Below are 21,474 nucleotides of genomic sequence, written 5' to 3' on the forward strand. Positions count from 1 at the left end.
CAAAGAGCGACCCGACCATGGGAACACGGCTGTGGCGATCATCGGGATCTGTCACGGCATTTTTTATGCCCTGGCAGAGCAACACTCGAAAGGAGAGACGGAGGAAATATGAAGAAGCGAGTATTGAGCCTGCTGCTGGTGTTTGGCATGGTATCGCTACGGCCAAGACCGAGGGCAGCAGCGCCATTGTTATTGCGCCTCAGGTCACCGGCGAGGCCAAAAAGGTGATGACGGAAGTTTCCACCCAGTCCCTGAAGGACGTGGTCAAGAACACCGACGCGGCCCTGGAAGTGCAGACCGGTGTGGGCAGCGTGTCCATTCCCAACGCCGCTCTGGACGCCATTGCCCGGCAGGCCGGCGGCAGCACCGTGACGATCACAGTGGAAGCCAAGAAGCCTGAGGATGTCAAGGAGCAGGTAAGCGCTTCCCAGTTGGAAGACGCGATAGTAGTGGAAGTGACCATTACCTCCGGCAAAAAGGAGCTCACCACCTTTGACGGAAAATCCTTGACCGTCACCATTCCGGTGACTGGCTCCGCCTTTGTTTCCGGCGAGACTTACAAGGTGATCGCGCTCAGTGCCGACGGCTCCAAAGAAACCGTTTCCGGAACCTGCATCAAGCAAAACGGGAAACTGAGCATACAGGTGAAGATCACCCATCTGAGCACCTTTGTGGTAACCACACAGAAGACCATGCCCTTCACCGATCTGTCCGGCCACTGGGCCGCTGAAGCCATTACTTATGTCTATGGAAACGGCCTGATGAACGGCACCAGCGACACTACTTTTGCTCCTGACGAGTACCTGAACCGGGCCATGCTGGCCACCATCCTGTATCGTCTGTCCGGCGAGCCTGCTGCAACGGGTGAAGGTAAAACATTTATGGACGTGGCACCGGATACCTGGTATACCTCTGCCGTGGCCTGGGCCAGCGCCAACGGTATCGTCAGCGGCGTCGGCGATGGCAAGTTTGCACCCACGCAGGCGATTACCCGCGAAGAGTTGGCTACCATGCTTTACCGCTACGCCAAGTACAGCAAATTGGATACCAGCGCCAAAGGCGACCTGAGCAAATTCGCTGACGGCGATCAGATCGCCGCCTGGGCTTCCGATGCCATGGCGTGGGCGGTGGGTGCCGGACTGATTTCCGGCAAAACCGCCAATGTCATTGACCCCGCCGGTACGGCCACCCGTGCCGAAGTGGCGACCATCCTCATGCGCTTCACAGAATTGACGAAATAACAAACGACGTGCCGGGGCGCAAGACGCCCCGGCACGGAAAGGAGTTCCTATGAAAACGGTTTTCAAACGCGGAACAGGCTTTCTCCTGGCTTTTATGCTACTGCTCAGCCTGAGTGTCCCCGCATTTGCAGCGGAGACGGATCTGACCGCCGCAGTGCAGGGCAGCGCAAAGTATATGCTCAACACCGTTCGTGAACCTCAGGTGGGATCCGTGGGCGGCGAATGGGCTGTCATCGGCCTGGCCCGTTCCGGCTACGACGTACCCCAGAAATACTGGGATAATTATTACGCCACGGTGGAGGACTATGTGGAGGAACACAAAGGTAACCTCCACGACAAGAAGTACACCGAATATTCCCGCCTGATCGTGGCCCTCACCGCCATCGGCGCCGATCCCTCCGATGTGGCAGGCTATAACCTGCTCACCCCTCTGGGAGACTTTGACAAGACCATTTGGCAGGGCATCAACGGCCCGATTTGGGCGCTGATCGCGCTGGACGCAGGAAATTATGATATGCCCCGGAACCAGAACGCCAAAACCCAGGCCACACGGCAGATGTATGTGGACGAGATCCTTGCCCGGCAGCTTAACGACGGTGGCTGGAACCTGACCGACAAGGGCGGTGCCGGTCAGAGCGACCCCGACATCACCGGCATGGCCCTCCAGGCTCTGGCCGGCTATCAGTCCCAGCCCGAGGTCAAGGCGGCTATTGACCGGGCGCTGGATTACCTGAGCGCAGCCCAGGAGAGCAACGGCGGCTATGCCAGCCATAATACCAGCAGCTCCGAAAGCGTGGTACAGGTTATCGTGGGCCTGTGCGCCCTGGGCATTGATCTGAATGATGCCCGCTTTGTAAAAAATGGCCATACCTTGCTGGAGAACCTGCTCAGCTACCGGCAGGACAACGGCAGCTTCCTACATACCTCTGCCGGAAACGGCGACAGCCAGATGGCCAGTGAGCAGGGCCTCTACGGCTTGGTGGCAGCCCAGCGCGCCGCTGCTGGAAAAAGCACGCTCTACCACATGGATGACGTGACCATTCATGTGACTGGCGTAACGAAGGAAACCATTGGCCTGCCCGGCAAGCACGCCGACGTCAAGCTGGTACCCGTCAGCGGCAGTGTCTCCTTTGCCGATGTGGCCGGTCACGCCAACCAGAAGGCCATCGAGGCGCTGGCTTCCCGGGGCATCATCAACGGCAAGGGCGGCAACCGCTTTGACCCTAATGCCACCATGACCCGTGCGGAGTTTGCCGCCATCGTTGTGCGGGCTCTGGGGCTGATGCCCAAGGCTACCAACGCCTTTACCGATGTGTCCTCCAACGCGTGGTACTCCGGTTATGTGGGGACTGCCTATTCCTACGGCATCATTACCGGAGCAGGCAATGGGCGCTTTAATCCCGACGGCACCATTACCCGGCAGGAAGCCGCCGTCATGGTAGCCCGTGCCGCCAAGCTCTGCGGTATGGATACGGAGCTGGAAAACTACGAGATCCTCAATGTTCTGGCACAGTTTACCGACTATGTGACCATTGCCCAGTGGGCTCAGGAGGGCGTTGCGTTCTGTTATGGCGAGGACATCCTCAACCAGAGCGACCTGAATGTGGAGCCTGCCCGTGCGATCCTGCGCTGTGAGATCGCCGAAATGCTGTATCGTATGCTGGACAGCGCCAAACTGCTGTAAGGAGAATCCGTCATGTGGTGGAAACAGCATAAATGGAAGGTACTCATACCGGTTCTGATCGCGGCAGTGCTGGCCGGCGCGTTCTGGTATGGGGGTAATGCTCCCGGCGCACGGGGTTGGACTGTCCCGGCAAACGAGGCGTCCCAGCCTGCGCTGGAAGGTGATCTGCACGATACGCCGGAACCGGCCCAGACGAAGGGGCCCCCGGCAGTTCCGGAACCTGAAGAGACGCCTGTGGAACATACACCGGAACCCGATACACCCGATGCAACGGAAGAGCCGCCAAATACCACGCCGGAGCAGACTCCTGCGCCGACCGCTTCTCAACAGCCCCGGCCATCCGAACAGCCGGAGATGGCCATTAACCCGGAGACGGGAAAGGATCAGTATCTGACTGATCCGGTGCCGGAAGGCAAACCACTGCCGGTGGAGCCTCAGGATGTGACTATCGGCACAACAGCGTACAGCTGCACCATTTCCATCTCCTGCGCGACCATTCTGGATAATCTGGATCTCTGCGATCCGGAAAAGAAAGAGCTGGTTCCGGAGGACGGATGGATCTTGGAACCCATGACCGTCACCTTCTATGAAGGAGAGAGCGTCTTCAACGTACTCCAGCGCACCTGCAAGCAGCAGAAGATCCATATGGAGTTCGAGGATACCCCCATGTATAACTCTGCCTATATCGAGGGCATCCACAACCTCTATGAATTCGATGTGGGCGAGCTGTCCGGCTGGATGTACAGTGTCAACGACTGGTTCCCCAACTACGGATGCAGCCGCTATCAATTGCAGGACGGCGATATCGTAGAGTGGGTCTATACCTGCGATTATGGAGCTGATGTCGGCAGGCCGGTAACGTAACGGAAAGGAGAATTCCTTGCGAAATAGAGATACCTTTTCCAGCTGTCACCCAATCATCAATTTTTTGTATTTCCTGTTGGTTCTGCTGGTGACCATGTTCTGCTTACACCCTGCCATTTTGGGGCTTTCTCTGGCCGGTAGCCTGGTCTATGCGGTATATCTCAACGGGCAGCGGGCGGTGCGGTTTTCCCTGGCGTTTCTCCTGCCCATGATGCTGCTGACTCTGGTAGTCAATCCGGCCTTCAATCACCAAGGCATTACGATCCTGACCTATCTGCCCACAGGCAACCCTCTGACGCTGGAGAGCATTCTCTACGGTATTTCCGCCGCCGCCATGCTGGCCGCCGTGATCTCCTGGTTTTCCTGCTATACCGCCGTCATGACCTCCGACAAATTCGTATATCTGTTTGGCAGAGTGATTCCGGCCCTTTCTCTGGTGCTGTCCATGACACTGCGCTTTGTACCCAAGTTCAAGGCGCAGCTTCATGTGGTCAGTGAAGCCCAGCGCTGTGTGGGACGAGACATCTCTGACGGCGGTCTCCTGCGGCGAACCCGAAACGCGGTGATGATTTTCTCCATCATGGTCACCTGGACACTGGAAAACGCCATTGAGACGGCGGACAGCATGAAAAGCCGGGGCTACGGATTGCCGGGCAGAACGGCATTTTCCATCTACCGCTTTGATGTGAGAGATCGGACAATTCTGCTGTGGCTTTGCTTCTGCGGGCTTGTCCTGGGCTGCGGTGCGTTTACCGGATGCCTTTCCTGGCGGTATTATCCAACCGTAAAAGGCGCGCTGCTGACGCCACTGACAGCCTGTCTTTTGCTTTGCTGGACGGGATTGTGCCTGACGCCGATGGCTATCAACATCCATGCAGACCGCACGTGGCGCACACTGCACGGAAAGGAGGCTGCAAAATGATTCAGAGTATGAGCCTGCCGCTCTATTCCGACACACTGCGGGAGTATCAGGACTGGGCAGATCTTCAGCAGGAAGTACATACCCTGGGTTGTGATGGGATTGAGGCCATATGGGGTGGCGAACCCATTCCGGAAGATCTTCCGGCCGGGCTGGTGCAAGGATATCACCTCATCTTTTTCCACGACTGGGTGGATCTCTGGAACGGAAACTGGACGGCGCTGAAGGAGAAATATGGCTCTCTGGAACAAGCTGCCTCTGTTTACGGAGGACTGGGACGGGAGACACTGCTGCGGCAGTACAGAGAAGACCTGGAGCGGGCAAAGCGGCTGGGCGCCGGATATGTGGTGTTTCATGTGTCAGATATCTCCATGGAGGAGTGCTTCACCTATCGGTTTTCTCACAGCAACGATCAGGTCATCACCGCTGCCCTGGAGCTGATCAACGAACTCCTGCAAGGGAAGGCGTGGCCGTTTGCCTTTCTGGTGGAGAACCAGTGGTGGCCGGGCTTTACCTTCACCGACCCCAGACAGACCGAACGGCTGCTGGACGGCATCCGCTATGACAACAAGGGTATCCTGCTGGACACGGGCCATCTGATGAACTGTTGTACCGGCCTGCGCAACCAGGCAGAGGGCGCAGCCTACATCGGCGCTATGCTGGATCGACACGGCAGTCTCAGCGCTATGATCCGCGGCATTCATTTTCATCAATCCCTCAGCGGCCCCTATGTCCAAAGCCATACGGGCCGATTGCCGGAAGAATGGCCGGAGGAATTTGGTCAACGCTTTTCCGTCAATTATGCCCATGTCCTGCAAATCGATCAGCACCGCCCGTGGACAGACTCTGCCATATTGCCCATTCTTGCGCGAATTGAACCGGCCTGGTTGACCCACGAATTGACCTCCCGTACCAGAGCGGAGCGGACAAGGGCTATCGCAAGCCAGCAGGCTCTGCTGCGAAAGAGAGAGAACGCCCCATGACAGACACCTTTGTAATTAGAAATCTTTTCTTTTCCTATCCAGAACAATCCAAAGACATCCTTCATGATATGAACCTGACTGTCCGGCGCGGAGAATTCCTGATACTCTGCGGCCCTTCCGGCTGCGGAAAATCCACGCTGCTGCGGCAGCTCAAGACAGTTCTTGCGCCCCACGGGTGCCGAAGCGGCACTATTCTCTTTGAAGGGCAGCCGCTGGATTCCATGGATCAGCGGCAGCAGACGGAGCGAATCGGTTTTGTCCAGCAGAGTCCCGACAACCAGATCGTTACCGATAAGGTCTGGCATGAGCTGGCCTTTGGGCTGGAGAGCCTGGGCTATGAGACGCCGGTGATCCGCCAGCGGGTGGCAGAGATGGCGGCCTTCTTCGGCATCGAAAACTGGTTCTACAAAAATGTGAGCGAGCTGTCCGGCGGACAGAAGCAGCTGCTCAATCTGGCCTCCGTCATGGCCATGCAGCCCTCGGTACTGATTCTGGACGAGCCCACCTCCCAGCTGGATCCCATCGCAGCGTCGGATTTTCTGGCCACCCTTGGGCGGATCAACCGGGAGCTGGGTACAACCATCATTCTGACCGAGCATCGTCTGGAAGATGCGTTTCCCCTGGCCACCAGGGTGGCCGTCATGGAGGAAGGGCGGCTGCTGTGCAGCGGCACACCTGAGGAGGTGGGCGCAGCCCTGCGGACGAGCGGGCATACCATGTTCCTGGCCATGCCTACCGCTATGCGGGTGTGGGCGGCAGTGGAGCAGAACGGTTTATGCCCCGTTACTGTTCGGGAAGGCCGGGAGTGGCTGATAGACTATGGAGCAAAGCATCCGCTGCATCCAATACCGCCGGAACCGTCACGGGTATATCCGGAAGATCCTGTACTGGAGGCATCGGAGCTGTGGTTCAAGTATGAGAAAGACAGCCCGGATGTGGTGCGAGGATTGAGCCTTACCCTGAAAAAAGGGGAGTTCTACGCCCTTCTGGGCGGAAACGGCGCAGGTAAATCCACGTCTCTAAAGCTGCTGGCCGGGCTTTTGAAGCCCTATCGGGGCACGGTAAGCTGCCGGGGCACAATCGGTGTTTTGCCCCAAAATCCCCAGGCCCTCTTTGTAAAGAAAACGGTTCGGGAGGATTTGGCAGAGATTCTGGGCGGCAGAAAAGCCGAACAGGCGGAGCGGATTGCCCATGTGGTAGCCCTGTGCCGGCTGGAAGGGCTGTTGGATCGTCACCCCTACGACCTGTCCGGCGGCGAGCAGCAGCGGGCGGCTTTGGCCAAGGTCTTACTGCTGAACCCTGACATTTTGCTGATGGATGAACCCACAAAGGGGCTGGATGCGGAGTTCAAACAGGTGCTTGCGGAGATTCTGCAGGTGCTTTTGCGGCGGGGCGTTACGATCCTGATGGTCAGTCATGATATCGGATTCTGTGCCCTCTATGCCCATCGCTGCGCTCTGTTTTTTGACGGCAGTACCGTGGCAGAGGGTACGCCCCGGGCTTTCTTTTCCGGCAACAGCTTTTATACTACCTCTGCCAACCGTATGGCGCGGGAGCTGGAGCCTGAAGCTGTGACGCCGGAGGATGTAATTACCCTGTGCGGTGGTCATCTGCCGCCCGTACCGAAGCTGCCGGATGATATCCCGCCCCTGCCGGAGCCGGAAGAAGGAAGTCCGGCGGAAAAACCAAAAAAATTACCCTGGTGGCGCAAGCTGCTGGCCACATTGTCGGCCGGGATTGCGCTGATTCTGTTTTGTTCTTTTATGGGCGTAACAGATTTAACCGCGCTGGTCACTACCGATGGATTGACTTCCCTGGCGGGAGAGCAACTGCTATTATACCTGGTTTTTTGCATTTCCTTGATCGTGTTTGCCGTGTGTATTACACGCCGCAGCCACCGGCCAGACTATCTGAGGCAGCCACCAAAGGAACAGCGGAAGCTGGCCAAACGCACACTGGTGGCAACGGTTCTGATCTTGCTGCTCATTCCGGTGACGCTCTTTGTGGGGATCACCTATCTGGGCGGGAAGAAGTATTATTTTATCTCCCTCCTGATCCTGCTGGAGACCATGCTTCCCTTTTTCCTGGTCTTTGAAGGCCGGAAGCCACAGGCACGGGAGCTGGTCATCATTGCGGTGCTGTGCGCCATTGGCGTGGCGGGCCGGGCATTCTTTTTCATGCTGCCCCAGTTCAAGCCGGTGATGGCGGTGACCATCATCGCAGGCGTGGCCTTTGGAGGGGAAACCGGCTTTTTGGTGGGAGCCATGACGATGCTGGCTTCCAACGTCATGTTCGGGCAAGGCCCCCTGGCACCATGGCAGATGTTTTCCATGGGTATCATCGGCTTTCTCGCCGGTATCCTGTTCCGCAAAGGACTTTTGATGAGAACCCGGGGTGCATTGTGTGTCTTTGGTGCTCTCTGCGCGATTCTGATTTACGGTGGTATCATGAATCCGGCTTCGGCTCTGACGGCAAACCGGGAACTGACAGGCGGCATTCTGCTGAGCAGTTATGTCGTAGGAATGCCCTTTGACTGCATCCACGCCATGGCCACCTGGCTGTTTCTATGGTTCGGTGCCGAGCCGATGCTGGAAAAGCTGGATCGGATAAAAGTCAAGTATGGTTTGATATCGTAATGCCATGTACATAGATCAGAAAGCATAGCGAGCTAGTAAAATAGCTAAAAGCGGGACCGGGTGATAAAGATGGGAAGTCGTCCCTTTTGATTTATATGTGACAGCTCATTCGCCACCAAATCAAATAAGCCCAGCCGCTGAAAAGGCGCAGACAACCAACTGGTTGTCTGCGCCTCATTTTTTTCTCGACAAGTTATCCGAGTATCCCTCAAAAAATCTGGAAGATATTGGGGCGAAGTGTCGAGGTATGGATGTGATTTTTGCCCTGTCCTATCCCGGCCCGGAAAAACCATTGAAAACTTAGAAAAAAATTTGCATTTTGGCGGAAAAAGATATTCCTGCCGCTCTCCTCCCGATTTTCGTTGACCATCCACGAATCAACGAAAATTAAAGGAGGAGCCAATATGTTTGACCGCAATAGTGACTATGCTCTGAATAAGAAGGACCCGGACGCCATCGTATGCAAAAGCGCCACCGGAATACATATCCGCCTGACCCGTGCCGACTTCTCCAGTGCGGAGGAGTTTGAAAAATGGAAACGCTGGTCCGATGAAAACTACCACGCGATTGAGAAAGCGGATCACCGGCACAGTAACCGGACAATTTCGCTGGAAGGACTGGCTGAACTATCCTTTGCGGTGCTCTCTGCCGAAACGGAGGTCATGGATCAATACGACCAGGAGGAGCGGGCCCGCCTATGCCGCCTGTTGGCCGAGGGCCTGGATGCCTGCCTGACTGTACCTCAACGCCGCCGTCTTTGGCTCTACTGTGTGGAGGGCCTGACCATAAAGGAAATTGCGGCGCAAGAGAAGGTCAAACACCAGAATATATCCAAGAGAATATTGGCAGCCAAAAAAATTCTAAAAAAATTTTTGGAAAGGTGGGTGCAGAACGGAACCAAAAACGGCGGTAAGTGAAGGACGAGTTTTATTCCTTCGATATTCCTTCGATCTTTCTGACAACTGAATAGGACGAGCCAGTTACTTGCCGTATTCTGTTGAGCCAAACGCTGGGTGCGCCGGGATCTTCTGCCGGGAAAGGAGGTGACAGCTCCGGCAGAAAGGAGCGATCTACACCAGCAGCGTAACACGGTTTGGCAAAGCCGCAGGCCATGACACAAATACGGGATCATGCTACTTGCGTCGGCTATGCGTCACAGCGTAGGACGCCCCGCCCACGGGAATGGGGGGAGGTTTATAGCCTATGGAGCGGTTGCCACCCGCCGCTGGCTTGTCTATCCTTACTTGCACCTATCAGTGGACACTCCGAATGATATGGCTTTTTGCGTCTCACCGTGAGACGCAAAAGATGGGAGAAGAATATGAAACCTTTGGAGACAAAACAATTTCCGAGCGAAGTAATCACGATTGATGGCTGCACTGTAATTATGCGATATGCAGAAAAGCCTGTCCCCGGTGTGATGGACAAGGTGAAAGACACCCTTGTAAATCAGAACTCTCTTGATGTGTTTGTCAAACGAAAATGTGAGCAAAAGGGCCCCAAAAAAGTGAGCACCTTCAGCACCAGATTTCATGTCGTGAGCAATGTTTTTCCCAAGTACCAAATGCTCACCTTTTGAGTACCCGGAAAGATGAGGGCCTTTTGCAAGAGTGAGTGCCCTGGGGGCCTAATGCTCACATCGGTCCCCCGGAGGCCAAACGCTCGCATCGGTGCCAATAGGGGCCAAGTGCTCACATCGGTGCCCAAAGCCCTTTTGCACTAATTTTGAGTACCCTAAGTGTATGCCCTCTGGCGGTTTAGGGACTGGGTAAGCCGGTAGCTTTCCCCAGAGAAAATCACAATATGGCTGTGGTGGATAAGCCGGTCAACGAGCGCCGCAGTCAGGCGGTTGTCCCCAAAGACAGTGTTCCACTGAGAGAACTCCAGGTTTGAAGTAATAATCAAGCTCTTGCGCTCGTAGCAATCGGAAATCACTTGGAACAGCAGTTCAGCGGCATCCTTGTGCAGAGGGACGAAACCAATCTCGTCAATCACAACAAGCTCTACCTTTTTCAGCGTACCCAGGTAGTTGTTCAAGGTCCCCTTGGTGTTCTTCTCCAGCAGGATGTTTGCCAACTCCGCCGCAGTAAAGAAGCGGACACGCCGCCCCTCCTGGCAGGCTTTCAAAGCAATAGCCGTAGCCAGATGGGTCTTTCCCGTCCCAACGCTCCCCATAAAAATCAGGTTTTCTTTTGGGGCAAGGAAATGGAGGTCGGTCATGTATTCCTGTGTCAAGCCGCCAGGAAGTTCAATGGCGGAGTTCCACACAAAATCATCCAGTGTCTTCATCACCCGGAAACCAGCCGTCTTTACCATGCGGTTAATCCGGTTGGCCTCTCGTTCCTGTAATTCCAGCGTCAAGAGGTCGGTCACATATTGCTCGGTATTTTCGTAGGGGACGCTCCGCCAGCCTTTCGCCATGCCGCCCAGCTTCACTTGCCGCATGAGCTGTTCAATCTGTTCAGCCATGAGCCTCACCTCCCATCAGGCCATCATAGGCTGAGAGGTTTGGATTGTAGTTCAGCAATGGGGCTCCGGAGAGTTTAAGCGGATCTGGGCGGTACTCCTTCTTGGCAATCATGTAATAACACTGCCGCAGGCTGTCCACATCGGCCCGGCCATTGGCGGCTGCCATTTCCAGCGCATCATCACAGAACTCAGAGTTTCCGTCAGCAACGATTTCGCTGAGAAGTTGCAGGGCGCTCTTCCGCTCTTTTCCCTTGGTGGAAGCAAGATAATCCTGCCACCGTTGCGGCATTTGGTGGAAGAAACGGGTATGCTCAATCGCTCCTGGCTTTTTGCAGAGGGTGGACACATACTGCGTCCAGTCGTAGACCTCATCATTGGTCTTGTAGCTTCTGGGAAAGCGTCCAACCGGTCTGTGGTCGTGGTAAAACGCTACATGGTCATAGAAGATTTTGGCCTGTACTTTTTCGCCGGCCAGCATGGGAGATATCCCTACTTAATGACAAGGGTGCCGCCCAGCCGATACCGGCACAGCCCAAACCCTGTTTCAGATCGCTCCAAAATGGCCTCCGGGATCTGCTTGAGATACTTTCGCCCAAAGCTGGTGGTGCCGAAGTATGCGTCAAAGTTGGCCACCGGCAGCACTACCCAGTCGGAGTCCTCTGGCTTGTTGGCAAAGTAGTAGGACACCAGAGTTGTGACCATATCCAGAGGAACCCCCTTGGGCGTAAGGCTGCGGAGTTGTTCCACCAGCGTGGGCGGCAGCTCTGGTTCCTCTTTCCGGAGTGGCCCCAGTTCCAGAGCCTGGGCCAGAAAACTGTCAAACCGTAGCCCCCATTGCCCCTTGGTGGTGGGAGCGAACAGGGGGATCTGCATCTGGATCACCTTGTCCTGCCAGGCTCCATCAAAGCCCTTCTCAATGGCGGCACACTTCTTCTGGGCACTGCTGGATATCCTCTTCGGGTTTTCCCGCACAAAGGCCGCCACCCGATGCACATGCCTATGGAACCATCCGCTGCCGTTTTCATCCACGAGGCCGGGGAATTCCGAATGAAGTTCCCCAAAATCACTGCCAAACTGCCACGCCTCCCGAGGCGTGGCTTTTTTACTGTCCGGCACACTGCACCAGGCGCACAGGCCCCGCTTGGCATAGTCGATGCGCTCCCGGGGCGCTTCAGCGGGGCTGCCATTCTCGTTATGAAACAGAAACCCTCTTGCCAGGATGGTCAGCACCCGGTTGAGTCCCTCGAAATCCAGGATGGTGTCGAAGGTAAAGCGGCCCAGGTAGGTGGTGTCCTGCTTGTTCCGGGCGGTGTAGCTTACCACACCGGTGTAGTCCTGAAACTCGTTCCACTCATTCAGCATGGTCCACCTCCAGAACATGTTCCTCAATGTGATCCGGCAGCAGATCCCACAGCAGGTTTCGCTTGCCCAGGGCCACCACATAGGGCACCGCCAGGCTGGGCCAGACGATCTTGTCCAGCAGCTTGCGGCAGACCTTGGACACCACGGCCCGCTCGTTGCCGCTGAAGGGGGCAGACAGATAGGCCTCCATCATCTTCTGGAAGTCCGGGGAGTCCGCCGGGCGGCGGAGCTGCTTCCGCTCCCGGGCAGACTCCAGATCGTCGATATCGCAGACCAGATCACCCAGCATACGGAACCCGCCGTGGCGGAAGTCGGTCAGGAGATCGTAGTAGTCGGCTCCCTCCGGCAGCCACTCCCGCAGGAATGTTTCTCTCTGTGCTTCTGTCATCAGGTGCCACTGCTGATCCACAATCGCCTTTCTCAAAGTAGAAATACGCTCCGATGAAAGCTGCTGGAAGAAGGCGTACAGCTGGTCGCTGTCGTAGAGTTCCTCTTGTCCTCTGGCATAGAGCATACGGTCAATGTCCGCTTTTCGCTGCTGCCCCTTGGCGGGGGTACGGCAGGCCCGGATGCGGGAGAGACAGTGCTCGTAGTCCCACAGCAAGGCAGAAACAGAAGAAAGTATTTTCTCATCCAGCTGCCTCTTCCAGTTTCGTTTCTGGGCAAAGGCAAACAACTCGCTGTCCTTTGCCGGTTTCTTTTGTATCTTGGGCGTATTGCGCTCCAGCTGGCGGGCCAGCCAGGGTAATCGCTCCACCGGGGAGTCCACCATGTACCAGTCGATCCCGGCAAAGAAGGTCTCCAACCGCTCCCGGTAGGTGGGCTCGTACCAGGTGCGGTTACGCTCCTCCGCACGCTCCAACAGATATTTGTACTGGAGAAAAGGAGTGCGCTTTACCTTCCGTCCGCCCAGAAATTCATCCAGATTGGGCCGTACACCGGTCTTGGCCGCGTCGATCTCCAGTCCGCTGTAGATGGCCAGAGCCTCCAAGTCCCGGCGGCACCGCTTGCGCTCCTCCGGGTCGGCGTGGTCGTTGTAGGCGATGACGCTGCGATCCAGGGCGGCGTTGCAGATCTGTCTAATACGGGCAGCAAAGGTGTTCTCCACCGTCTGAAACCGGTCCTGCCAGTCGTTGGCATCGGACTTGGGTGCGGACAAGGATGGAATTTTCAGCAGGGGCAGGTTGGCGTTGTTGGAGAGCTGCTGGTGGACATCGTAGTCATAGTTCCGCTTCACACAGTGGTTCAGGATGGGATCGGCAATGGTCTTGATGAGGTCGCCGTCGTAGTCCGCACCGCCCAGCCGCTCCGCTGCCAAACTGTCAGCGGACACCATGACCACATCGGTGAGGTGGCCCAGGTAGTGTTGGCGCAGTGCGTCTCCCCCCGGATACACCGACAACTGCAATTCCTCATTCCGGGCGATGTGGGGATTGCGCATCAGGGTGCAGCTGTCCTCGTGGTCATAGGCCGCGCCGGGTGCAAAGAAGCTGTCCTCCGCAAAGAAATCTCCCATCACCTGATTACAGAAGTCCCGCTCACCGGGCATCTGGAACACACGGGGTGCAATTAACTGCCGCAGCAACTCCAGGAGATCACCGGAGAGAAAACGGTTGTCCCCCGGCACCAGCAGACGACCCACGGCGTAGCCTCGGAGGATCTTCCGGGCCTGCCCATCCAGCTGTTCTGCGTAGATAGGTTCCCGGATAAACTTCGGGTTCTTCTCCAACACCCGGGCCATGATGTTCGACCGACTTCCTTTTGACTGGCTCAGGCCCCGGCGAAAGTATTCCTGCTGATATGCTTCATTGGCACGAAAGTTATAGTAGGCCGTCTCGGTGGCCTTGGTCAGCCATTGCCGGAGGTCATCCTCCGGACTGTGGTCCCAGCCTTCCAGCAGGTCGGCGGGGCGAAACTCCTCCGGCTGGATGGAGAGGGTGGAGAGAAATTGATAGTTGAGCTCTACCAATTTCTCCGGCTCCGTCTTGCTCAGGTTGGTGATGTACAGGGCGTGGTTGTAGTCCCGAAAGGCGTCCCAATAGTCATCCCAGGTCATACCGTTCTCCCGCAGCCATCCGTATGCCTTGAACTGACTGCAAGTGAGGATGATGTCCACACTGCGGACGGGGTGCGCCTTGCCCCAGATGTCCACGATGGTCTGGGTGCCGCTGCGCTTCAAAAAGTCTTTGAAATCCACCTGATGGAGCATCCCCTTGATGTAGGGCATCCGAATCTGGAAGGAGGTGTGGGTGTGGCTGCCGCAGCAAGCCTTGTCCACCACCTGGGCGTACTCCTTGGAGATGAGACCTACGCCGTCAAAGCAGGTGATGTCCAGATCTTCCAGTGTATCTGCCCGGTAGAAGGTTCCTGGCTCTCTGCCTTCCCGCAGGGTGATGACAGGGGCTCGCTCCACTCTCTTGTTTGGATTATCGATGACAATGACCCGGTGATTTTTATCAATGCGGATGCCGTCCACCCGGGTTCCGCTGGAAAACATGAGACCGTTGTAGGCGTAGAGTTTACTGAGCTGGCAGCGACTCAGTTCCATGTTCAGCATGATCCGCTGGCGCATGGGCTCGTACAGTTCCGCCCGAATAAAGGAGAGGCGGGCCTGGCGGCTCATGCTGGCAGAGCGCTCAAAGGCCACATAGCGGTGTGGGCCGCTGCCAAAATCCAGAGTGATCCCCTCTGGACGAAACATATCTCTGGCCTTCTCTCGGCGGGCCTGCTGCGTCTTCCCGGTTCCACGCCGGTCGAAGATGCCGACGAAGTCCATATAGAACAGCACATCGGAAAGCGCCGTGACCTTCTCATCGCTACGCTCCCGCCAGCCCTCCCCGTGGATTTGGTACATCAGCTGGTGGAACATGGCGCAGCTGTCCTGCTCGTGCTTGGCACCCGGTACCTTGCAGTGCTCGGTGGCACTGCGGTTCAGAGCAAAGGTGTAAACGCCGTCTTGCTCCGTGGCGTAACTCATCACCGCCCGGGCAGAGAGTTCGTAGATCTGATAGGTCGTCATTGGCTCACCTCCGTTTGCTCTATTCTACCACAGACCATTTCAAAATCAAAATAAATACTACTCCCACTTCTTTTGAGGTGGGAGCTTTTTGTATTCAAATTCTTGAAATGGAGGTACCAAACATGAACAACAAAATGAACCATCCCCTGATCACAGTAGACGGCAGAACCCTGATGGACCGTCCGCTGGAGCCGCCCAATTTTGTGGTGGATACCCTGATCTCTCAGGGCCTGCACATCCTGGCGGGCTCTCCGAAAGTGGGCAAGTCCTGGCTTGCCCTGTGGCTGGCGGTGACAGTTGCCAAGGGAGAGCCGGTGTGGAACATGACCACCAGGCAGGGTACCACCCTCTATCTCTGTCTGGAGGACTCCGTCCTCCGCATCCAGAACCGACTGTTTGAGATCACGGAGGACGCACCAAGCAGCGTCCACTTCTGCACGGAGTGCGCCCTCATTGGTCAGGGGCTGGAGGAGCAGGTGGAAACATTCCTCACTGCCCACCCGGACACGGTACTGGTCATCATCGACACGCTGCAGATGGTTCGTCCGGCTCGTGACGCAACCTACGCCAACGACTACCGGGATCTGTCTGTGTTGAAACGGATCGCAGATACCCACGGCATTGCCCTCCTGCTGATCCATCATCTGCGCAAGGAAACCGCTGACGATGTGTTCAACCGCATCTCCGGGACCACCGCCATCAGCGGTGCGGTGGATTCCAGCTTCACACTGGTGGAGGAACGGCGGGGCAGCGGTAGAGCGAAACTCTCCTGCATCGGTCGTGACATTGAATACCGGGAGCTGACACTGGAGCGCAATGGTGAAAATGTGTGGGAGCTGGTGTCGGACAGCAGAGAAGAACCCGTGTTTCATGAGGATCGGATCGTCGTTCTCATCTCCGCATTTATGAGCACCAGAACAGTATTTATCGGCACTCCAACAGAACTGTCTGAACGAATCGACCCTGTAGGCGTGGAGCGTATCTCGCCTAAGAAAGTGTCCAGACAGATCCTGCAAAACCTTGACGCACTAAGGAAAATCGGCATTTCCGCTGTGGTGCGCCGCAGCAACGGAAGGCGGCTCATTGAGCTGCAGCGTGCCGAAAGTGACGATACCCAGGGTGTTCCGGCGGTCGACCCTGTTGACCCTGCCGGGGCGCTGTGCGGCGATTTGCAGGCGGTTTCCGAGTATGGCGAGTAAACCCCCGCAAGGCAAAAGAAACGCTGTGTTGGGCCGCTTGTGGCCGAAGGAGAAGTGCGGGTGTTCGGCGCGGGAGAATCACCTCAAAACAGGGTTCCCGCCGAAGCCCAGCGTCAGCGGGTTCGGTGGGAGGCGGACAAGCGACAGAGAGAGCGAGCTTTGCCGCTGGCGGCAAAGCGAGGGATTCGTCGTCCGCTTGGACGACGGCCAGCATCGCGTTTGTCTGGTCGTCGGCAAAGCCGCCGCCCGCCTTCCGCCTGTTTGCGGGGCGCTGCCCCACACCCCATTTTTACGAAAGACTGGAGGAAACGACATGAGAAAAGATATCAAGTTCAGCACTCGGATGGCATCCGCAGACCGAGAGGCCATCAAGGAATTGGCAAAACGCTCCGGGATGTCCATGAGCGACTATGTGACGGCCTGCTGTTTGGGAAAGCAGGTGGTGGTCATTGACGGACTGAAAGAAGTGCTCAAGGAGCTGAAGTCAATCGGCAGAAATCTGAATCAGCTTGTCACCCTGGCGCACATGGGGCGTATCACGGTGATCAACCTGGACAGTGTACGCCAGGCGTTCTCTGAACTCTGCGCTGCTGTCCGGCTGACTCTGGAACGAAAGCGGTGGTGAGGATGGCCATTATTAGTTTCACTAACTACAAGCGAGGACAAACCACCGGATGCATGGGAGCCGTGATGCGGTACACCATGCAGAACAAGAAAACCGAGTGTGACGGTCAACAGTTGGTCACAGGCCTCAACTGCCAGCCGGAATCTGTCTATGCGGACTTCATGACAACCAAGCGGCTGCATCACAAAACCGACGGTGTGCTGTTCTACCACATGGTGCAGAGCTTCCCGAAAGGCGAAGCAGTCGACCCGGTCGCCGCCCATGCGGCGGCATTGAAGCTGGCTGAGTACTATGAGGGATATGAAGTCCTGGTCTGCACCCATACAGACCGGGAACACATTCATTCCCACTTCCTCATCAACTCGGTCAACTTCGACACGGGAAAGAAACTGCACGTGGCAAAGGAGCAGCTCCAGGAATTGCGACAGCGCAACGATCAGGTCTGTATGGAATTTTCTCTGCCTGTGTTCCGGCCCGCGGACAGAAAAGAGAAAACCAAGACCATGTCCGTCGGTGAGTATCATACCGCCGTCCGTGGCCAGAGCAAAAAACTGCAGCTCATGAATATCATCAACGGCTGTATGCGCCACGCCTCTAACCGTGAGGAGTTTATTGCGCTGATGGAGAGCGAGGGCTACAAGGTACGCTGGGAAACCTCCCGGCGGAACATCACCTACACCACACCCAGCGGCTGGCAGTGCCGTGACCGCCTGCTGTTCGGGGACAAATATCTGAAGGAGAATATGGAATATGAATTCAGGATCAGAAAAGAAATTATCTATGGACGAGCTGTTGGAAAAGAACCGACCTACGCAGATGGTACAGACCACGCCGCAGCCTCCGGCACAGGAGCTGACACCGCCTCCCGAAGTGTATCCCTCGAAAGCGGAGTGGGAGGAACTGCTGAGCAGCCTCTACACACTGGGGTACCACACCGAGAGACAGACTGGCTATCTGAAGAAGATCAGCGAACTGCTGGCGCAGTTTCCGACTCGGACGCAGATGGGCGAACTGCTGAAAGCGGTGAAGCATCTGGAGCAGATGAGCGAACAGGCTGGGAAACAGAAAGAGAGGCATTTTTCTCTGTCCAGCATCAGACTGCCCAGACTGAGTCTGCCGGACATTCCATGGACCAGTCTGCTGTTGGGACTGGCGGCCCTGGCGCTGACTGGGCTGGTGCTGTGGGTGGTGTGGTCCAGCTTGGACACGCTCTTGAGCGCGGCCAGGGGCCTGCTCCTGTGATGGACGCTACCACTACGCACCACCACACCGACAGCAAGGCCCTCCGGAAAGAACGACAAAAGAAAATCGCCCAAGGTCACGCCGAGGACGATCACGAAGAAGAACAGACTTGGCAGCAGACTATGTAAAGGAGGATGATCACATGAGTTATCGGCAGGCAATGTATGATCGGGAGCATCCCCGATACTCTGAGCCGACAGAATATATCACGATGGAAGTGGACGGACTGATTGTTGCTCTCCACTTCAAAAACACCATCACAAAGCCTGACACAGTGTCTGAAATTGAGCAGACGCTGTTGATGGCACAGGACTTTGAAAACCTGAACAAGCCTGCTTGATTCAGTAGACTTTTTACCAGTGGTGTGGGATACTGTGTGTGCATATGAACCTTGCTACGAAAATAAGTAGCGAGGGCGTGAACCTTGACAAACAGGCTTTCAACGCCTCATGAAAAACCATCGCAGCACAAAAAGCGGCAGGCCAAAACCTGTCGCCGGCCGAAGTATGGTACAGTGGGAATCAGCCTGGTGCCACCACAAAGTACCCCAGCTTTTGCAGTTCGTTCACCATACGGCTGGCCCGTTTGCGCTCACTTTGTTTTCTGCGGATCTCAAAACAGTCTTCGTTGTATGGAGAACCTGTCTTCAACATCGTGTAAATCAGCGCCAGCAGTTTGCGAGCCAAAGCAATCGTTGCACGTTTAGCGCCCTTCCGCTGTTTTATCCTCCAGTACCAACCGGAGAGGTACAAGCTTCGTTTTCCGGAGATGACCCATCCCACCTCGCAGAGCATACTCTTCAGATACGGATTACCTTTGTTAATGTGAGCACTCTTGCGTTTTCCGGCACTCTCGTTGTTACCGGGACTCAAACCGGCCCAGGAGCATATATGCTGGGAATCCGGAAAGGCACTCATATCGGTACCAATCTCCGCGATAATGGCTGCTGCCGCAGTTACATCAATACCCGGTATGGAGCACAGGAGGCTCAATGCCTCTTCGTGCTTTGTGATCTCTTTCGTAATAGCGTCCTCCACAGTATGCCGGTGCTGTTCAAGTGCTTCCAAGTGCCCAAATATCATGCGAAGAAAGCCGCGCTGGTGCTCCGAGAGCGAACCGTTCAAGGCAATCAGTATTTCGTCGATACGTTTCCGGGTCTGTGTTTTCAGACACCGATCCAGAGCTTCCCGCGAAATATTTCCGTATTCCATGAGATGACGGATGATGTTTCGCCCGGAAGCGCCAAATGCGTCCGACAAAAACGCTGTGAAGCGGAAACCGGAGCTTTGCAGAAATTTATCGATGCGATTCTTTTGGGCGGTAATGTCGCGAACGATGCTCTTACGATACCGGGTCAGATGCCGCAGTTCCCGGAAGGTCTTATCTGGGATAAAACTTCCCTTTAGTAATCCGGCACGGAGCAATGTGGCGATCCATTGCGCGTCCCGCATATCCGTTTTGCGCCCAGGCACATTCTTCATGTGGCGGGCATTCACGACCAGAATGCTGATCTGCCCATCAAAACATGGCTCCAGCATTTCGTAAATAGGCTGCCAGTAGATCCCGGTGCTCTCCATAGCGACATAGCGGCACTCTGCTTCCAACACCCAATCCCGCAGTTTCCGCATTTCCGGGATAAGTGTGCTGAAGGAGCGAATCTCGATTTCCGGGTCGGTGCCCAGTTCACCTTTGGCAAGACAGGCAACAATAACGTCACGATGAATATCCAGTCCCATGGCGCAGGTCAATATGTCTTGCATCAAATCCCTCCCTGAATTATGCAGGCTGGGAATTGCCCGGGTGGGTATCCGAACTTTGCTACTCGTGCTCTTCACTTATGTGACGCAACATACTGCTGTTCTCTTGGGCAACTCGTCCACGTTGAACAAACGGGGTGAAAATCCACCAAGGTGCAACCGGACTACGCCTGCTGTATTCAGTTTAGCAAATCCTTCGGTTAACGCACAGACTATATTTTCATTCTCAGCTGTGATGGCATTTCATGAGGCGTTGACAACCGCATACTCATTCATCAGTAACATCCCCCTTTTCAGTGCGAGGAGCAAAAGCCGATTCAGGGGCCGCGCCATGATATACGGACATGATGAGCAGATCCCACCTGATTATCATAATTGGTCTTGCATACAATCCTGTCCCGTATGAGCGAGTAACGGCAGCCTGTAAAAACCGGGTAGCACCCGGTGCGGCCATGACCGGAAAGGGGTATAATGGTACTCCTGTCCAGCCACAGATCACGCAATGGGGGCAGCTCGGAGAGATCCTCGGAGGGGTGAGATTCCCGTGGGCCGGTTCGCTGCCGGTCGCTGATGACTTCCCAATATGTGCGGGGTGTCAAGGACAAATGGCACATAACAAGAAAACAAATCGGATTTTGTATTTCGCCGGAAATGGGGCAGGTCTTATGGCCTGCCCTGTTTCCGGCTTACTTAATATTCAGCAGGTCAGCTTATGCGAAAGGCTATCCGGCGTGGCGATCTGTTCTATGCAGACCTGAACCCGGTGATCGGCTCCGAGCAAGGCGGCATCCGTCCTGTCCTTGTTATCCAAAATGATGTGGGAAATCACTTTAGTCCTACCGTTGTTGCGGCAGCCATCACCAGCAGAAAAGCAAAGAATAGTCTGCCTACCCATATTCTACTGGAGAATGTGCCGGGGCTTGCGCCTACCTCTCTGCTTCTGTTGGAACAACTGCGGACAATAGACCGGAAGCGGCTTCGTGGTTACATTGGGCGTATCAGCAAAGAAAAAATGCTGGAGGTCGATGCAGCCCTGGCAATCAGCATTGGCATAGGATACCCCAAACGAAAGGAGGACTCACAATGTATGAAAATGACGGTGGTTTGCTCTCTCCCAGAGATGCCTACCGATTGATGTTGAAAGATTACCCCGATGTGATGGACATTGGCCAGATGTGTGAGGCCCTTGGGGTAAGCACAAAAACAGGATACAAACTGCTCAAAGATGGGAAAATCGAATATTTGAAAATCGGACGGGCTTATCGTATCCCCAAAGCCCACATTCTGCGTTATTTGAAAATCACTTGTGCCACCGTTGCAGAATAGCTAACTATGGCGCTGTTACCCACCAGATGGACGCAGAAAGTTAACAATTCTGACGCGGATTTACCTGGAGTTTTGTTCTGTCCGATGATACAATAAAGGTGTCATTGGTAGGTGAACTCAATACCGCAAAAGGAGGAACAGATCAGTA

The 21,474-nt window shown here is 55.6% G+C and carries 19 protein-coding genes; 14 read left to right on the forward strand and 5 right to left on the reverse strand.

Annotated elements, in window-relative coordinates:
• The first annotated feature begins 17 nt into the window (after positions 1–17).
• The 8 genes from B5G42_RS14325 (at position 18) to B5G42_RS14360 (ending at position 9,906) form a co-directional block, all read left to right on the forward strand.
• Positions 18–1,241 (forward strand): S-layer homology domain-containing protein, encoded by a 1,224-nt coding sequence (locus B5G42_RS14325; protein WP_087271685.1) that lies wholly within the window; start codon positions 18–20, stop codon positions 1,239–1,241.
• Positions 1,242–1,335: 94 nt separating this feature from the next.
• Positions 1,336–2,925 (forward strand): S-layer homology domain-containing protein, encoded by a 1,590-nt coding sequence (locus B5G42_RS14330; RefSeq protein WP_242961234.1) that lies wholly within the window; start codon positions 1,336–1,338, stop codon positions 2,923–2,925.
• Between the two features lie 12 nt (positions 2,926–2,937).
• The gene (locus tag B5G42_RS14335; RefSeq protein WP_087271689.1) at positions 2,938–3,789 is read left to right on the forward strand and encodes a DUF4430 domain-containing protein; all 852 of its coding nucleotides are present in this window, start codon (positions 2,938–2,940) and stop codon (positions 3,787–3,789) included.
• 64 nt (positions 3,790–3,853) lie between these two features.
• Positions 3,854–4,711: an energy-coupling factor transporter transmembrane component T gene (locus tag B5G42_RS14340; protein ID WP_242961235.1), complete on the forward strand. Its 858-nt coding sequence runs from the start codon at positions 3,854–3,856 to the stop codon at positions 4,709–4,711.
• The gene (locus B5G42_RS14345; RefSeq protein WP_242961236.1) at positions 4,708–5,691 is read left to right on the forward strand and encodes a TIM barrel protein; all 984 of its coding nucleotides are present in this window, start codon (positions 4,708–4,710) and stop codon (positions 5,689–5,691) included. The genes B5G42_RS14340 and B5G42_RS14345 overlap by 4 nt, the downstream gene beginning before the upstream one ends.
• Positions 5,688–8,327 carry an ATP-binding cassette domain-containing protein gene (locus tag B5G42_RS14350; protein ID WP_087271691.1) on the forward strand — a complete coding sequence of 880 codons (2,640 nt, stop codon included), beginning with the start codon at positions 5,688–5,690 and terminating at the stop codon, positions 8,325–8,327. Before B5G42_RS14345 ends, B5G42_RS14350 begins: the two co-directional genes overlap by 4 nt.
• A gap of 404 nt (positions 8,328–8,731) precedes the next feature.
• Complete coding sequence (locus B5G42_RS14355) at positions 8,732–9,244, forward strand: RNA polymerase sigma factor (RefSeq protein ID WP_087271694.1); 513 nt, start codon at positions 8,732–8,734, stop codon at positions 9,242–9,244.
• A 404-nt stretch (positions 9,245–9,648) separates the two neighbouring features.
• Positions 9,649–9,906, forward strand: a complete 258-nt coding sequence (locus tag B5G42_RS14360; protein WP_087271697.1) for a hypothetical protein — start codon at positions 9,649–9,651, stop codon at positions 9,904–9,906.
• Positions 9,907–10,061: 155 nt separating this feature from the next.
• Here B5G42_RS14360 and istB read toward each other — a convergent pair whose 3' ends face one another.
• From istB to B5G42_RS14380, 4 genes are read right to left on the reverse strand one after another with little or no spacing between them, the layout of a single operon-like run.
• Complete coding sequence (istB, locus tag B5G42_RS14365; RefSeq protein WP_087271700.1) at positions 10,062–10,796, reverse strand: IS21-like element helper ATPase IstB; 735 nt, start codon at positions 10,794–10,796, stop codon at positions 10,062–10,064.
• Positions 10,789–11,274, reverse strand: coding sequence for a hypothetical protein (locus tag B5G42_RS14370; RefSeq protein ID WP_075705350.1), 486 nt, complete (start codon positions 11,272–11,274; stop codon positions 10,789–10,791). The genes istB and B5G42_RS14370 overlap by 8 nt, the downstream gene beginning before the upstream one ends.
• Before the next feature lie 11 nt (positions 11,275–11,285).
• Complete coding sequence (locus B5G42_RS14375; protein ID WP_087271703.1) at positions 11,286–12,158, reverse strand: hypothetical protein; 873 nt, start codon at positions 12,156–12,158, stop codon at positions 11,286–11,288.
• Entirely contained in the window at positions 12,148–15,177 is a 3,030-nt protein-coding gene (locus B5G42_RS14380; RefSeq protein ID WP_242961237.1) for an RNA dependent RNA polymerase, read from the reverse strand. The genes B5G42_RS14375 and B5G42_RS14380 overlap by 11 nt, the downstream gene beginning before the upstream one ends.
• 122 nt (positions 15,178–15,299) lie before the next feature.
• Here B5G42_RS14380 and B5G42_RS14385 point away from each other — a divergent pair, with 122 nt between their 5' ends.
• From B5G42_RS14385 to B5G42_RS14400, 4 genes are all read left to right on the forward strand, one after another.
• Positions 15,300–16,376, forward strand: a complete 1,077-nt coding sequence (locus B5G42_RS14385) for an AAA family ATPase (RefSeq protein ID WP_087271706.1) — start codon at positions 15,300–15,302, stop codon at positions 16,374–16,376.
• A 313-nt stretch (positions 16,377–16,689) separates the two neighbouring features.
• Complete coding sequence (mobC, locus tag B5G42_RS14390) at positions 16,690–17,001, forward strand: plasmid mobilization protein (RefSeq protein ID WP_087271707.1); 312 nt, start codon at positions 16,690–16,692, stop codon at positions 16,999–17,001.
• A gap of 2 nt (positions 17,002–17,003) precedes the next feature.
• The gene (locus B5G42_RS14395) at positions 17,004–18,371 is read left to right on the forward strand and encodes a relaxase/mobilization nuclease domain-containing protein (RefSeq protein WP_087271710.1); all 1,368 of its coding nucleotides are present in this window, start codon (positions 17,004–17,006) and stop codon (positions 18,369–18,371) included.
• 14 nt (positions 18,372–18,385) lie between these two features.
• Entirely contained in the window at positions 18,386–18,583 is a 198-nt protein-coding gene (locus tag B5G42_RS14400; RefSeq protein ID WP_087271713.1) for a hypothetical protein, read from the forward strand.
• 181 nt (positions 18,584–18,764) lie between these two features.
• On the opposite strand, the gene B5G42_RS14405 is transcribed toward B5G42_RS14400, so the two are convergent.
• Positions 18,765–20,003 (reverse strand): IS110 family transposase, encoded by a 1,239-nt coding sequence (locus B5G42_RS14405; RefSeq protein WP_071429506.1) that lies wholly within the window; start codon positions 20,001–20,003, stop codon positions 18,765–18,767.
• A 709-nt stretch (positions 20,004–20,712) separates the two neighbouring features.
• Between B5G42_RS14405 and B5G42_RS14410 the strand changes: the two genes are divergently transcribed.
• Positions 20,713–21,135 (forward strand): type II toxin-antitoxin system PemK/MazF family toxin, encoded by a 423-nt coding sequence (locus B5G42_RS14410; protein ID WP_087271715.1) that lies wholly within the window; start codon positions 20,713–20,715, stop codon positions 21,133–21,135.
• Complete coding sequence (locus B5G42_RS14415; protein WP_087271718.1) at positions 21,084–21,326, forward strand: helix-turn-helix domain-containing protein; 243 nt, start codon at positions 21,084–21,086, stop codon at positions 21,324–21,326. Before B5G42_RS14410 ends, B5G42_RS14415 begins: the two co-directional genes overlap by 52 nt.
• Positions 21,327–21,474: the final 148 nt, after the last annotated feature.

The organism is Flavonifractor sp. An91, assembly GCF_002159225.1.
In the GTDB taxonomy this organism is placed as follows: Bacteria; Bacillota; Clostridia; order Oscillospirales; family Oscillospiraceae; genus Flavonifractor; species Flavonifractor avicola.

Coding starts and splice junctions, on each gene's coding strand:
- B5G42_RS14325 (WP_087271685.1), top strand. CDS start 18: ATGGGAACACGGCTGTGGCGATCATCGGGATCTGTCACGGCATTTTTT.
- B5G42_RS14330 (WP_242961234.1), top strand. CDS start 1,336: ATGCTACTGCTCAGCCTGAGTGTCCCCGCATTTGCAGCGGAGACGGAT.
- B5G42_RS14335 (WP_087271689.1), top strand. CDS start 2,938: ATGTGGTGGAAACAGCATAAATGGAAGGTACTCATACCGGTTCTGATC.
- B5G42_RS14345 (WP_242961236.1), top strand. CDS start 4,708: ATGATTCAGAGTATGAGCCTGCCGCTCTATTCCGACACACTGCGGGAG.
- B5G42_RS14350 (WP_087271691.1), top strand. CDS start 5,688: ATGACAGACACCTTTGTAATTAGAAATCTTTTCTTTTCCTATCCAGAA.
- B5G42_RS14355 (WP_087271694.1), top strand. CDS start 8,732: ATGTTTGACCGCAATAGTGACTATGCTCTGAATAAGAAGGACCCGGAC.
- B5G42_RS14360 (WP_087271697.1), top strand. CDS start 9,649: ATGAAACCTTTGGAGACAAAACAATTTCCGAGCGAAGTAATCACGATT.
- istB (WP_087271700.1), bottom strand. CDS start 10,796: ATGGCTGAACAGATTGAACAGCTCATGCGGCAAGTGAAGCTGGGCGGC.
- B5G42_RS14370 (WP_075705350.1), bottom strand. CDS start 11,274: ATGCTGGCCGGCGAAAAAGTACAGGCCAAAATCTTCTATGACCATGTA.
- B5G42_RS14375 (WP_087271703.1), bottom strand. CDS start 12,158: ATGCTGAATGAGTGGAACGAGTTTCAGGACTACACCGGTGTGGTAAGC.
- B5G42_RS14380 (WP_242961237.1), bottom strand. CDS start 15,177: ATGACGACCTATCAGATCTACGAACTCTCTGCCCGGGCGGTGATGAGT.
- B5G42_RS14385 (WP_087271706.1), top strand. CDS start 15,300: ATGAACAACAAAATGAACCATCCCCTGATCACAGTAGACGGCAGAACC.
- mobC (WP_087271707.1), top strand. CDS start 16,690: ATGAGAAAAGATATCAAGTTCAGCACTCGGATGGCATCCGCAGACCGA.
- B5G42_RS14395 (WP_087271710.1), top strand. CDS start 17,004: ATGGCCATTATTAGTTTCACTAACTACAAGCGAGGACAAACCACCGGA.
- B5G42_RS14400 (WP_087271713.1), top strand. CDS start 18,386: ATGAGTTATCGGCAGGCAATGTATGATCGGGAGCATCCCCGATACTCT.
- B5G42_RS14405 (WP_071429506.1), bottom strand. CDS start 20,003: ATGCAAGACATATTGACCTGCGCCATGGGACTGGATATTCATCGTGAC.
- B5G42_RS14410 (WP_087271715.1), top strand. CDS start 20,713: ATGCGAAAGGCTATCCGGCGTGGCGATCTGTTCTATGCAGACCTGAAC.
- B5G42_RS14415 (WP_087271718.1), top strand. CDS start 21,084: ATGTATGAAAATGACGGTGGTTTGCTCTCTCCCAGAGATGCCTACCGA.